This window comes from Saccharothrix sp. AJ9571 (assembly GCF_021725495.1).
Lineage (GTDB): Bacteria > Actinomycetota > Actinomycetes > Mycobacteriales > Pseudonocardiaceae > Amycolatopsis > Amycolatopsis magusensis.
The window spans coordinates 5,414,990-5,428,198 of record NZ_CP091382.1; the positions used below are offsets into that span (position 1 = coordinate 5,414,990).

13 protein-coding genes are annotated in these 13,209 nt (G+C 70.6%); 10 read left to right on the top strand and 3 right to left on the bottom strand.

Annotated elements, in window-relative coordinates:
• Window positions 1-29: 29 nt before the first annotated feature.
• Together L3Q67_RS25115 and L3Q67_RS25120 are read right to left on the bottom strand one after the other, a co-directional pair.
• Complete coding sequence (locus L3Q67_RS25115; RefSeq protein WP_499183923.1) at window positions 30-2,717, bottom strand: ATP-binding protein; 2,688 nt, start codon at window positions 2,715-2,717, stop codon at window positions 30-32.
• A gap of 90 nt (window positions 2,718-2,807) precedes the next feature.
• Complete coding sequence (locus L3Q67_RS25120) at window positions 2,808-4,016, bottom strand: MFS transporter (protein ID WP_499183924.1); 1,209 nt, start codon at window positions 4,014-4,016, stop codon at window positions 2,808-2,810.
• Between the two features lie 91 nt (window positions 4,017-4,107).
• Between L3Q67_RS25120 and L3Q67_RS25125 the strand changes: the two genes are divergently transcribed.
• The 8 genes from L3Q67_RS25125 (at window position 4,108) to L3Q67_RS25160 (ending at window position 10,973) form a co-directional block, all read left to right on the top strand.
• Complete coding sequence (locus L3Q67_RS25125) at window positions 4,108-4,686, top strand: helix-turn-helix domain-containing protein (RefSeq protein ID WP_423576499.1); 579 nt, start codon at window positions 4,108-4,110, stop codon at window positions 4,684-4,686.
• A gap of 68 nt (window positions 4,687-4,754) precedes the next feature.
• On the top strand, window positions 4,755-5,666 hold the full coding sequence (locus L3Q67_RS25130; RefSeq protein ID WP_499183925.1) for a CPBP family intramembrane glutamic endopeptidase: 912 nt from the start codon (window positions 4,755-4,757) through the stop codon (window positions 5,664-5,666).
• A 276-nt stretch (window positions 5,667-5,942) separates the two neighbouring features.
• Window positions 5,943-6,878 (top strand): NHL repeat-containing protein, encoded by a 936-nt coding sequence (locus tag L3Q67_RS25135; protein WP_499183926.1) that lies wholly within the window; start codon window positions 5,943-5,945, stop codon window positions 6,876-6,878.
• Window positions 6,879-6,991: 113 nt separating this feature from the next.
• Window positions 6,992-7,588, top strand: a complete 597-nt coding sequence (locus L3Q67_RS25140) for a TetR/AcrR family transcriptional regulator (RefSeq protein WP_499183927.1) — start codon at window positions 6,992-6,994, stop codon at window positions 7,586-7,588.
• Complete coding sequence (locus tag L3Q67_RS25145; protein ID WP_499183928.1) at window positions 7,585-8,754, top strand: SGNH/GDSL hydrolase family protein; 1,170 nt, start codon at window positions 7,585-7,587, stop codon at window positions 8,752-8,754. Before L3Q67_RS25140 ends, L3Q67_RS25145 begins: the two co-directional genes overlap by 4 nt.
• An 86-nt stretch (window positions 8,755-8,840) precedes the next feature.
• Entirely contained in the window at window positions 8,841-9,143 is a 303-nt protein-coding gene (locus L3Q67_RS25150; RefSeq protein ID WP_499183929.1) for a hypothetical protein, read from the top strand.
• Window positions 9,144-9,229: 86 nt separating this feature from the next.
• Complete coding sequence (locus L3Q67_RS25155) at window positions 9,230-9,814, top strand: TetR/AcrR family transcriptional regulator (protein WP_499183930.1); 585 nt, start codon at window positions 9,230-9,232, stop codon at window positions 9,812-9,814.
• Window positions 9,815-10,169: 355 nt separating this feature from the next.
• Complete coding sequence (locus tag L3Q67_RS25160; protein WP_499183931.1) at window positions 10,170-10,973, top strand: alpha/beta fold hydrolase; 804 nt, start codon at window positions 10,170-10,172, stop codon at window positions 10,971-10,973.
• 124 nt (window positions 10,974-11,097) lie between these two features.
• On the opposite strand, the gene L3Q67_RS25165 is transcribed toward L3Q67_RS25160, so the two are convergent.
• Window positions 11,098-11,451: a DUF6292 family protein gene (locus L3Q67_RS25165; protein WP_499183932.1), complete on the bottom strand. Its 354-nt coding sequence runs from the start codon at window positions 11,449-11,451 to the stop codon at window positions 11,098-11,100.
• A 159-nt stretch (window positions 11,452-11,610) separates the two neighbouring features.
• Between L3Q67_RS25165 and L3Q67_RS25170 the strand changes: the two genes are divergently transcribed.
• Together L3Q67_RS25170 and L3Q67_RS25175 are read left to right on the top strand one after the other, a co-directional pair.
• Complete coding sequence (locus L3Q67_RS25170) at window positions 11,611-12,501, top strand: hypothetical protein (protein ID WP_499183933.1); 891 nt, start codon at window positions 11,611-11,613, stop codon at window positions 12,499-12,501.
• A gap of 23 nt (window positions 12,502-12,524) precedes the next feature.
• Complete coding sequence (locus L3Q67_RS25175) at window positions 12,525-13,163, top strand: class I SAM-dependent DNA methyltransferase (RefSeq protein ID WP_499183934.1); 639 nt, start codon at window positions 12,525-12,527, stop codon at window positions 13,161-13,163.
• The last annotated feature ends 46 nt before the right edge of the window (window positions 13,164-13,209 follow it).

The window sequence follows — 13,209 nt, forward strand, 5'->3', positions numbered from 1 at the left end:
GGAAAACGCCACGGAGAAACGCGAGGACCTCAGTGGCCCGGCGCGGCGGCACCCAGTGCCGCCATGGCCTTCTCCCCGTCGGCGTCACCGGCCAGCACCAGGGTGCGTGCCCACTGGTAGCGGCAGGCCGTCAACCCCTCCGCCACCCGGCGGATCCGCTCGCGGTCGCCCGCGGCGAGGGCGGCGGCGCGCTCGAGCAAGGCGGTCGCGATCGGGTTGCCGGTGACCCAGCGCCTGGCCTCGTCCCAGCGCTGCTGGGCGTCAGGGCTTCCGGACAGCACCGCTGCCTCGGCCCGCAGCGCGGCGTACCAGGGGCGCCAGATCGCGGTGTACCAGCCGTGCAGGTCCGCCGGGCCGGTGGCGAGCAGGCGCGCGGCCTGGTCCGGCCGGTCGGCGTGGAGCAGCAGCAGCGCGTCGAACAGGGCGCGGGGGATGTCGGCGCCGACATCGTCCGGGCCCAGCGCCTCGGCGGTGCGCAGCCACCGCTGCCGCTGCTCGCTGTCCGCTCGCAGGCCGTACACGGTGGCCGCGGCGTGGGCGGCCTGCCGCAGCGTCGGGATCGTGGGACGCCCCGCCTGTTCCCAGCCCGTGTGGAACCGCTCGGCGTGCTGGATGCTCTCGTCCCACTCCCCGGTCAACGCGGTCACCAGGATCAGCCTGGCCGTGGCGAGGTGCCCGAGTTCGTGGTGGGACGGCAGGTCGTGCAGTCGCATCGCCACCTGCTTGGCCGTGGCGAGATCACCCGCCGCGATCGCGGTTTCCGTGGCCATCACGTAGGCGTCGGAGATCTCCAGACCCAGATCGGTGCGGGTGGCCAGCAGTTCGGTGCGGCGCATTGCGCAGGCGAACGCGGCGCCCACTTCACCGGCGACCAGGTGGATGGTGGTGAGCCGGTCCAGCGCGGCGCTTTCCGCCAGCGGCTCGCCACAGCGCTGCGCCAATTCCAGGGCGTGCTCGGCGGCCGGTCGGGCGGCGGCATCGGTCTCCGGGGTGGCGAAGGCTTCCGCGATGGCTACCCGAGCGCGCGCCAGCGGATCTTCGCCTGCCCGGTCCCGGGCCTCGGTCAGCAGCGCCCGGGCGACTTCGGGACCGGGCGGTTCGGCGAACGCGCCGGCGTATCGGTTCACGGCCTCGCTGGCCTGGGCGAGATCGAGAGCGGCCAGCTCACCCCGCCCGGCACGCAGCGCCGCATCCGCCGCGGCCCGGTACAGGCTCAGCGCTTCCTGGCCGGCCAGCCGGGTCGCCGCGGATCCGGCGGCGCAGCGCAGCAGGCGGGCGGCCTCCTCGGCGTCGTCCGCGAATCGGGCAGCCGTTTCGAAGTACCTTTGCGCCTCACCGAGCATCCCGCGCCGGTGAGCCGACACCGCCAGCTGCGACGCCGTCGCTCGAGCGTCGTCACGTCTCGAATCCTGTCCGGCACACCAGTCGAGAGCGGCGCGAAGTTCGGCTGAGAGTGCGGTTTCCCGCGCCCAGCGCAGGTGGCGTGCCCGGTAGTGCTCGTCCTCTTCCGCGTCGGCGAGCAGCTCCGCGCCGAACTGGCGAACGGTCTCCAGCAGGCGGTAGCGGGTCTCGCCGGACACGGCGACCGGCGTGAGCAGACTCCAGTCCGCCAGCTCGGCCACCAGGGCGCGGACCGCGCGAGGAGCCACGACACCGCCGTCGATCACCGACACCGCCGCGTCCACGGTGAACGGTCCGGCGAACACGCAGATCCGGCGCAGCACCGCCCTCGCGGCCTCGTCGAGCAGCTCGTGACTCCAGTCCAGGGCCGACCGCAGCGACCGGTGCCGTTCGTCGGCCCGGCCCCGGCCGGTGAGCAGCGTCAACCGGTCGGACAGACCCGCCACCAGTCCGTCGAGCCCGGTCGCGGGCAGCCGGGCGGCCGCCAGCTCCAGCGCCAGCGGGAGCCCGTCCAGGTCGCGGCAGATCCGGGCGGCCCGCTCGTCGTCGTCCGGCACGGTCGCCCCCGCTTGCGCCGCGCGCGTCCTGAACAACGCGAGCGCGTCCCCGCCGGTCTCACCGGTCCCGCCGCCGCCTAGCGAGAGCCCGGGCACCACGTACACGTTCTCGAACGGCAGCCGCAGCGGTGTCCTGCTGGTCGCCAGGATCCGCAGGTCGCCGCTGTGCGCCAGGAGCCGTTCCACCAGGACCGCGACACCACCGATGACGTGCTCGCAGTTGTCCAGCACCAGCAACGTCCGCTTGACCTCGGCCCACCGGAGTACGGCGTCGGCCACCGTGCGGCCCGCGAGCTCGGCCAGCCCGGCCGCGGCGGCGATCGCCCCCGCCACCCCGGCGTCCTCGCGCACCGGCACCAGATCGACGTGACACACCCCGTCGGCGAACGAACCGGCCGAGGCCGCGGCCACCGCCTGGGCCAGCCGCGTCTTGCCGACACCACCGGGACCGACCGCGGTGACCAACCGGCTCGACCGCAGCGCCGCTGCCAGATCCGCACGTTCCCGCTCCCGTCCCACGAACGAGGACAGGCCGGGCGGCACCGGTCCGGCCGGCACCGCCGCGGCGGGCGTGACCGCCATCAGCTCCTTGCGGTCCTTCACCCCGTACTTGCGCAGCAGCGAGGAAATGTGGCTCTCCACGGTGCGCACCGAGATGAACAGCCGCTCGGCGATCTCGGCGTTGGCCAGGTGCTCGCGGAGAGCAGCCAGGACCTCTCGCTCCCGTCGCGAGGCCCGGATCTCCCGCTCACCGCTCATGCGGCTCATTGTCACGGATTCCGTGGTGATCGCCGTGGCCGGCACGAATCCGGCCGGGCGGGGGAGCCCGGATCACCAACCCCCGCGGCGTCAGCGGGCCTGCCGTGCCCGGTCGAGCAGGATGAGCGGGATGGCGGCCGCGGCGAGGGCGGCCCCGATCAGGCAGACCGACGTGAGACCGGCCCCTTGCGTGAGCGTGACGGCCGCGAGGACGGGGGTGATGCTGATGCCCAGTTGGAACGCCGACACGGTGGTGGCCCCGGCGAGGGTCGGCGCGTCTCCCGCGAGGGCGAACACGCGCCCGTAGATGGCGGGGTTGAGCACGAACGCGGCGACGCCGATCAGGAACACCGTCGGCACCACCGCCCAGACCTGCCGGATCGCGAACGCCAGGACGACCGACAGGAGCATGATCGCCACCGCGCCGGTGAGCAGCGCGAGGTGGGGGCGCTTGTCGGAGATGCGGCCGCCGATGGACAGGCCGAGGAAGGCACCGACGCCGAAGAGCGCGAGGACCGCCGGGATCCAGACTCCGGGCATGGCGGTGAGGTCGGCGAGCATGGCGGCCAGGTAGTTGAACGAGATCATGTAGGCCGCGGTGGTCAGGAGCGTGATCGCGTAGACGCCCCAGAGCATCGGCTTCCGCATCGTGGCGAGTTCCCGCGAGACGCTCGGCTCCTGCAACCGGCTGGTGGCCGCGGGCAGTTTGAGCAGGCAGCCGATGATCCCGGCGACCGTGAGGGCCACCACCGCGTAGAAGCCGCCGCGCCACTCGGTGAAGTGGCTGAGCAGCGTGCCCGCGGGGCCGCCGGCGACCATGGCCATGCTCAGGCCGCTGACCACCACTCCGGACGCGCGGGCGTTGCGGTCCGGCGTCACCAGGCTGATCGCGGTCACCGACGCGACCGCGAAGAAGCCCGCGTAGGCGACGCCCGAAATCACCCTCGTCAGCAGCAGGACCTCGTAGCCACCCAGGAGCCCGGCGGCGATGCCTGCGGCGAAGACGACCTGGGTCACCACCAGCGCGGTGCGGCGCGGCCAGCGCAGGCTGAGCACCGCGAACGGCGGGCCGCCGAGCACGACCCCCAGTGCGAACGCGGTGATCAGGAACCCGGCCGAGGGCAGCGTGACGTCCAGGTCGGTGGCCACCGCGGGGAGCACCCCGGCCAGCAGGAACTCGGCGGTGCCCATCGCGAACAGGCTGAACCCCAGCAGGTACACGCCGATGGGCAGCCGCCCACCGCGTCGGGTCTCGTCACTGGTCATGGATCCGCCGGTTACCTGGTTTGTCGTGTCCATTCGGATCACCTCCGCCACGAGCATCGGGACGTCCTCCCGGTTTCGACAACTTCCGTTGCCGATTCCGGGACGCATTGGTTGGATGCGCCCCATGGACGAGCAACCGAGTGTCGACGCCGTGATCGAGCAGATCGCGCCCAGGCTGCGGCGCGCCCGCGAGAAGAAGGGCGTCAGCCTGGCCGACCTGGCGCGAGCCACCGGCATCTCGACCAGCACGCTCTCCCGCCTGGAATCAGCGCAGCGCAAGCCCAGCCTCGAACTCCTCCTGCCGATCACCGCGGCGCTCGGCCTCGCCTTCGACGAGATCATCGCCGCACCCCGGATCGTCGATCCGCGCGTACCGCAGCAGGCCACCAAGAAGGACGGCCGCGTGCTCATCCCGCTGTCCCGGCACCAGGGCGAACCCCGCGCCTACAAGATGACCATCCCCGCGCACGACGAAGAGCCCCACCTGCGGGTCCACGCGGGTTATGAATGGCTGTACGTCCTGCGCGGCCGGCTCCGCGTCCAGCTCGGCGACCAGGACTTCACCATGGGAGCCGGGGAAGCGGCCGAGTTCGACTGCCAGATCCCGCACTGGTTCGGTGCCGCCGGCCGCGGCAGCGTCGAAGTGCTCAGCCTCTTCGGCAGGCAGGGTGAACGCATCCACCTGCGCACCCCACGACGCTGACGCGGGTGGCCCGGCGGGTCCTCCGAAGTGATGACGCGATTCCGCGCGGAGTCGACGATTCTTCTCCGGTGACAAATGGGACTCCCACCCGCTCTGCCGCCCGGGGAATCCTCGTCGGCGGGCTCGTGGTCTTCGTGGCCGCGCCCGCTCTGCTGCTGGTGACCGGGCACGACACGATCAAGCCGTCCACGGACTCGGACAAGCAGCTTTCCCTTTGGGGTGCCGTGCTTCCCGCGCTGGCGGGGATCGTGCTGGTCCGCGCGATCCCGCTCCGTGCGCCGGCGTTGCTCCCCGGCGTGGACGACCGGCGCGTACTGAGTCGTCAGGCGAGTGCGCTGGCGCTCGTCGCTTTTCTGTGGCCACTGACGCTTTTCGTCGCCGCCGCCGTGGGCGACCTGGCGCAGCTGGCCCGCGACATCTGGGGGCTCACGAAGCCGATCGTGTACCTGGTGGTGCCACTGGTGCTCGTGAAGGTGTTGCGGCCTCGGGAAGAACCGGATCCGTTCCGGCTGCGATCCACCTGGTGGCCGCGGGAAGGCTGGCGATGGCTCGCCCCGATCCCGGCGGTACTGGTGTTCGGGTGGCTCCACGTGCTGGGCCCGTTCTCCCCGGCTCTCCCCAGCGCCGCTGACTACCCGGACCCGGTCTACCTCATCGTCATCGCGACGCTGACGTTCTTCACCGCGAACGTGCTCGAAGAGGTCTTCTTCCGCGGAATGCTGCAAACCCGGCTGGAAGCGCTTTTCGGTCGCTGGCCAGGGATCGTGCTGACCTCGCTGCTGTTCGCCTGGCTGCACCTGCCCACGCACGGCCAAGCGGGATCACTGTGGGCCGGGCTCCCGCTGACGCTGGGCGCGATCATCGCCTTCCAGGGCGTGCACGGGTTGTTCCTCGGCTACCTGTGGTCGCGCTACCGCAACCTCTGGGCCCAGGTCGCCGCGCACACCGCCGTCAACACCCTCCCGCTGCTGCTGATGTGAGGGGGGCGGCCGTCCGCTCCGCCACCGGCCGCAGCGCCGCGATGAACTGCTGGGCGTGGGAATCTCCGGCGACCAGACCGGGCACCGGATCAGCTTCTGGCAGTTCACCGAGTACGGCATCGTGGTGACGCTGCTGAGCACGCTGATGGCCTGGATCTACGGTTATTTCCCGTAGCGGCGCCGGAGCCCGGAAGCGGTACTGATCCGGATCGGCGATCGCTGTGGTGAAGGACGTGTATTGGACGGGCCCCGGTACGTCGCGGGAAGGTCGTGGCCATGCGAATCACCAGATCCAGCGTCGCCGCACTCGTGTTCGGGCTCATCGTCACGATGAATCCGCCTGCCGGGGCCGCTCCCGCGGCGTTTCCGGCCACGATCCGGTTGCCGGACGGGTTCCAGGCCGAGGGCATCGCCACCGGCCCCGGACCGTTCGCCTACTTCGGTTCCATGGCCGACGGTTCCGTCTACCGCGCCGACCTGCGCAGCGGACGCGGGGAAATCTTCAGCCCTGGGCCGGGAACCCCGGCCCTGGGCCTGAAGACCGACCGGCACGGGCACCTGTTCGTGGCCGGTGGCACCGGTGGTGACGTGCGCGTCCTCGACACCCGCACCGGCCGCACACTCGCCTCCTACCGCGTGACCACCGGCCCGGCGTTCGTCAACGACGTCATCCTCACCGAGGACGCCGCCTGGTTCACCGACTCCACCAACCCGGTGCTGTACAAGCTGCCGCTGCGGGCCGGGCGACTGCCCGCCGTCGCGGTGCGCGTCCCGCTCACCGGGGCGCTCACCTATGGCGAAGGGTTCAACGCCAACGGAATCACCTCGACGCCGGACGGCCGGGGCCTGCTCGTCGTGCAGTCGAACACCGGCGGGTTGTTCCGCGTCGAGGAGTCCGGGGTGACCCACCGCGTGGACCTGCACGGCGAGTCGCTGCTCGACGGCGATGGCTTGCTTTTGCGCGGGCGGACGTTGTTCGCGGTGCAGAACCGGAGCAACACCGTGGCCGTGGTGCGCCTGAACGCCGAGGGGACCGAAGGCCGCGTGGTGCGCCGGGTGACCGATCCCCGTTTCGACGTGCCCGCGACGGTGGCCGAGTTCGGATCCCGGCTCTACCTGCCCAACGCGCGCTTCCGCTTCACCACGCCACCGACCCCGCCGACGCCGGACATGCGGTACGACGCCGTGGCCATTCCTATTCCGGCGGGCTGACCGTGTTCGCCAAGTATCAGCGAGAGCCGATCGAGCGGTCGTCGCGCCAACGGGTTCCACTCCTTCTGGACTACTACCCATAGGCTCCATCCTATGCATGCTAGGATGGGTGCATGGAGCGAGGACAGCTCAGCCAGCACGCGGTGATCCTGCGAGGCGCGCAGATCGCGGACGCGACCGGATTCGACTCGGTGAGCCTCGCGGAGGTCGCCCGGTCCTTCGGGGTGCGAACGCCCAGTTTGTACGGGCACGTCCGTGATCTCGCGGCGCTGAGGGACGGGATCACGGTGCTGGCGCTCGGCGAGCTTTCCGCGCGGATCGGGGAGGCCATCGCCGGACGGTCGAACCGGGAGGCGTTGGCGGGATTCGTCGCCGCGCACCGGGCCTACGCGGCAGAGCACCCTGGCCGATGGGAGTCCTTGCAGCGCCGGGCCGGGAAGGAGGCGGTGAACGCCCCCGAGGCCCGGAAGGTGGTGCAAGCCACCGACGCGGTCCTCCATGGCTACGGGATCACCGGCGACGACCGGACGCACGCCATCCGGATAGTCGGCGCGGCGATCAGCGGATTCCTGAACCTGGAACGCATCGGCAGTTTCGCCCACAGCCCTCCCGGGACCGAGCGGTCCTGGGAAGAACTGTCGGACAGCCTGCACTTCCTCCTCACCCACTGGCACCACCGCGAGGAACCACTCGAGAAAGACCCAGCATGATCACCACGCCCCTGACCGCGGAATTCGTCCACGGAGCGATGAACCTCGAACTCGTCGACCGTGGCGTGCGTCCGCACCGCCTTCCGCGACTCGTCCGCGAACGGTTCGCGGATCAGCAGCTCAAGCTCATGGAGGCTCAGCCTTCGGGCGTGCGAGTCGCTTTCGTCACCACCGCCCGCAGCGTCTCCCTCGAAGTCCACGCCACTCGCGTGACGTATCGGGGGATGAAGCGCGCTCGCGGTGCTCTCGACTTCGTCCTCGACGGTGCTTTCCATGGCTCCCACGTCCTCACGCACGGGGACTTCACCGAACTGAACCTGGACACCGGCACGAGCACGTTCACCCCCGGCGAGAGCGACCACGTGCTCGTCGAGGATCTGGCGTCCGGTGAGAAGACGATCGAGATCTGGCTGCCCCACAACGAACAGGTCGACCTGATCGCCCTGCACACCGACGAACCCGTGCGACCCGCCCCGCAGATGGGTCCGGTGTGGCTGCACCACGGCAGTTCCGTGAGCCACGGCTCGAACGCGACGAGCCCCACCCGGACCTGGCCCGTCGTGGCGGCGCGGCGTGCCGGAGTGCAACTGCGCAACCTGGGTTTCGGCGGAAGCGCTCTCGTGGACCCGTTCATGGCTCGCGTCATGCGGGACACCGAGGCGGACGTCATCAGCGTGAAGCTCGGCATCAACGTGGTGAACCTCGACGCCATGCGACTGCGTAGTTTCGTCCCGGCGGTCCACGGCTTCCTCGACACCATCCGCGACGGTCACCCCTCAACACCGCTCCTGCTCATCTCGCCTCTTTATTGTGCGATCCACGAAAACACCCCCGGCCCGGGCGCGTTCGACCCGGCCACCCTCGGTGCCGACACGGTGAAGTTCATCGCCACCGGCGACCCGGACGACGTCAAGAACGGTCGTCTCACGCTGGAGGTGGTCCGGCAGGCTCTCGACGAGGTGTTCGCCAGTCGTTCCAGCGACCTGAACCTCCACTACCTCGATGGCCGGACGCTCTACAGCGCCACTGACGCCCAGCAGCACCCGCTCCCGGACAACCTGCACCCCGACACGGACACCCACCTCCTCATCGGCGAACGCTTCTGCGAATTCGCCTTCGGCGCGCAGGGAGTGGTGAGCGGGCTCGCGAATCGGCACAACGCTTAGGAGACCAGCGCGTCACACCGAACCACCCCGCGGCGACTCAGGTACTGACGCAGCGGGAAGATCGCTGCCGGGCACGAGGACGAACCATGACTGATACGGCCAAGAAGTTCACCGATCTCGGGTTGCTGACGCCTTCCGTCTGGAGCAACACCACTACCGTGGCGAGAAGCCAGGAGAGCATCCTGGCGGCCGGCGGCCCGTCGGACGCGGCCAGGCAGATCGCGCTGGAGCAGCTCGGCGTCCTGCACTCCATCCGGCGCATCCTGATGTGGGTGCTGATCATCATTCCCGTGGTCGCGATCGGCCTCGCGATCGTGGGCGCGGCGATTTCCGCGTCTTCGGACGACAGTTCGTCTTCGACGCGCTGCACTTCGCTCTACTACTGCTGATCCGTCCCCACCACCGTCCACGGGTCTGTAGGTCACTGTGGCCGGGGCGTGCCGGGGGCAGGCGCGGGCCCCGGCCCAAGCTCTCCGTGGAGCAGATCGCGCAGGTCGCGATCCGGGTCGCCGACGCCGACGGCCTGGGGGCGCTGTCGATGCAGCGGATCGCCGCGGAGCTGGGCTGTTCGACGATGTCGATCTACCACCACATCCCGAGCAAGGACCTGCTGCTGGAGGTGGCGGCCGACATCGGCGCGGGGCGGCCGCCCGAAATCGACGGCACGGCGGACTTCCGGGACGCGGTCCGCCAGTGGGTCGCGCCGTGGTGGGCCGGTTTCCAAACCCGGCCGTGGATCTTGCGCGTCCCGATCGGCCACTCGCCGATCGGGCCCAATCACCTGACCGCGGTCGTCCGCGGCACCGCCAGATCAGCATCGACCTGGCCAAGTCGCCCCAGGCCGGCGCGGCCGGGCTCGGGCGGGCTGCTCGACGAGGTGATCGACGAACGTGCTTATCCCGCACTGGCCGCCGTGCACGCCGCCGAAGCCACCGAAACCGCCGAACACCAAGGGCACGGACCGCCCGTCGAACTCGGCTTCGGGGTGAACCGGTTCCTCGACGGCGTGGAGGCCTGGGTGGCGTCCCACGGCAAGGTGAGATCACCGGGCGCGGTGTAGCGTGCGTGCCGCGGTCCGAAGTACGCTCGGCGGGTTCCGCTCTGACTGCTCAGGGCAAGAACGCCAGATCGGTCCTGGCCCCGGGACCAGGACCGATCGCCTCCTCGTTCGAGGGCGGCCCTGGCCTGGACTGCTCAAGCCAGGGCCTGAGCGAGTCACGATCCCGGGATCATGGCTCGCCCTGATCCGGCGGTACCCCGCAGCCCCGGCGCTAAACCGGATCCCGGCACCGCCGGCCGGCTGGAGGCGCCCCCTTCCGGGCCACGGAACTGGTGCGGAACACCAGCGGAACCCCGGCGTCAGGCTGTTACCGGCTCCGTTCGCCGGTGCCCGGCCGGGGTGCGAGGATGCGCGTATGGACATCCGCCGGAGGAACAACGTCACGGTCACCGGGCCCGCGGACGGGCCGGTGCTGGTGCTCGCGCACGGGTTCGGCTGCGACCAGAACTTGTGGCGCCTCGTGGTCCCGGCGCTGGCCGAGCGCCACCGGGTGGTCCTGTTCGACTACGTGGGCTCCGGCCGTTCGGAACTGTCCGCCTGGGACGAACAGCGGTACGCGACCCTGGACGGCTACGCGCGTGACGTGCTGGACATCTGCGAGGAACTCGACCTGCGCGACGTGACGTTCGTGGGGCATTCGGTGAGCGCGATGATCGGTGTGCTGGCGGTGAAGGAGGCCCGTGAGCGGTTCGCGTCGCTGGTGCTGCTCGTGCCGTCGCCGCGCTACATCGACGACGAGGGCTACCGCGGTGGCTTCAGCGCCGAGGACATCGACGAACTGCTGGAATCTCTGGAGTCCAACTACCTCGGCTGGTCCTCGGCCATGGCCCCGGTGATCATGGGCAACCCAGACCGGCCGGAACTGGGGGAGGAGCTGACGGCCAGCTTCTGCGCCACCGACCCGGACATCGCCAGGGTGTTCGCCCGCACCACCTTCCTCTCGGACTCCCGCGCCGACCTGGCCGGCGTGCCCGTGCCGACGCTGATCCTGGACTGCACGCAGGACGTGATCTCCCCGCCGGAGGTGGGCGCGTTCGTGCAAGCCTCGATCCCGGGGAGCGAACTGCGCACCCTGAACGCGGTCGGTCACTGCCCGCAGCTGAGCGCCCCGGAGGCGACCGCCGGCGCGATCCTGGAGTTCCTGGGAAGCACGCGGTGATGTCCCACCGCAGGCACTGCCCGCCACAGCACCCCCGAGGACGCGGGTACCCGACGCCACGTTCACCGCGCTGCTGGAAGACAGCGCCGAGCGCTGTCCGTGCTACGACCTCAGGCCTGACGAATCAGGCAGCGGCCTGCGGGTCGGGGAGCCGGGGCACGCCCATCAGGCGGCTGACGGCGAACGCCGCGACGTCACGGGGTGCGGGCCGGATCCCGTCGGGGCACCGCGAGATCACCACGGGGTCCTCGTTGCCTTCGGTCTCCAGTGCCAGCGCCCAGCCGTGCTGCTCGTCCCAGATCAACGCGACATCGCGATCCGGGAAGGCCGCCAGCCGCCCGTCCAGGGCGAGGTAGGCGGCCAGCGGGCTGGCCTGCACGTAGAAGCTGTCTCCCTGCTGCCCGAGCGCGCTTGCCACCATGCGCACGTACCGGCGAAGCTCATTGACCTCGGTTTCGGCGAAATCCACACCCAGCACAGCGACCACCTCATTACCCGGAGAGCTACAGAAACGGCGAAAGGCCCCTTTGCCCCGCCCCATCGAGATACCCGCGCGTGGTGGCGACAAACATCCCCAACGCCACGGGTGTCCGATCTGTTCAAGACCGGTTTCCGCCCGCACTGCCATCCTTTTCCCATGAGCGTTGACCTGTCCCGTGCCGAATCCTTCCTCGCCGGGCACGCCCGGCTGCTCGATCGCCGCCGGTTCGAGTTGCTTTCCGGCCGGACCGGGCCGGACGCCGTGCTCGCCGCGCTGGACGGCTACCGCAATGACGACGGCGGTTACGGCTGGGGCCTGGAGCCGGATCTGCGCGCACCGGAAAGCCAGCCCGGTGGTGCGCTGCACGCTTTCGAGGTCTTCGAGGACATCGCACCGGTCACCACCCCGCGGGCGGCCGGATTGTGCGACTGGCTGAACTCGGTGACGTTGCCGGACGGTGGCCTGCCGTTCGCGCTGCCGGTGGCCGACCCCAGTGCCTGCGCGCCGTTCTGGGCCGACGCCGACCCCACCGTGTCCACGTTGCAGAGCACCGCCTTCGCCGCGGGCGTCGCGTTGCGGGTCGCCGCGCACGATCCCGCGGTGGCGGCGCACCCCTGGCTGGCCCGCGCCACGGAGTACTGCTTCGCGGCGATCGACGCGCTGGATTCGGCGCCGCACGCGATCGCCTTGTCGTTCGCCGTCCGCTTCCTGGACGCCGCCTACGAGCGTTATCCGGCCGCGGCGTCGCTGCTCGAGCGACTCGGCCGATTCGTCCCGGACACCGGGCTGGTCCCGGTCGAAGGCGGCAGCGAAGGCGAAACGATGCGAGCGCTCAACTTCGCGTCGGTGCCCGGCAGCCCGGCGAGCACGCTGCTGGGTCCGGGGGTGCTGGAGGCCGAACTGGACGGACTGGCCGCGCGACAGCAGGAGGACGGCGGCTGGACCGTCGACTTCGCCAGTTACTCGCCGGTGGCATCGCTGGAATGGCGTGGGTACGTGACCGTGGGCGCCCTGCTGACCCTCAAGCGCGCCGGACGCCTCAGCTGAGCCATAGGCGCTAGCGTGGGCCGGTGACCGACAACGTGACCCGGACGCGAGCCGCCTACGACACCGTCGCCGAGTCCTACGCGGAATCCTTGCGCGACGATCTGGCCGCCAGCCCGTGGGATCGGGCGATGTTGACCACCTTCGCCGAACTGGTCGGCACCACGGGCCCGGTCGGGGATCTGGGGTGCGGGCCGGGGCGGTTGACCGGGTACCTGGCTTCGCTGGGGCTCGACGTGTTCGGCGTGGACCTCTCATCCGGCATGGTCGCCGTGGCGAAGCGGTCGCATCCGGCACTGCGGTTCGAGGTCGGTTCGCTGCTCGCGCTGGACCTGGACGACGGTTCGCTGGCGGGTGCGCTGGCGTGGTACTCGCTGATCCACACGCCACCGGAGCAGTTGCCGCGCGTGGCGGCGGAACTGGCGCGGGTGCTGGTACCGGGCGGGGTCCTGCTGACCGCGTTCCAGGTCGGCGACGAGCCGCGCCACCTCTCGCGGGCCTATGGTCACGACATCTCGCTGGAGGCCTACCGGTTGCCACCGGATGGTGTCGAGGAGTTGCTGACCGAAGCGGGTTTCGAGGTCGAAGCGCGGTTGGTGCGCCGGCCCCAGCCGTCGGAGAAGACCCCGCAGGCGTATCTGCTGGCGCGCAAGCTCGCCGGCTAACTCGCGGATCGCCTACGGACGGACAAGTGCCGTCGTGAGGGTCTCG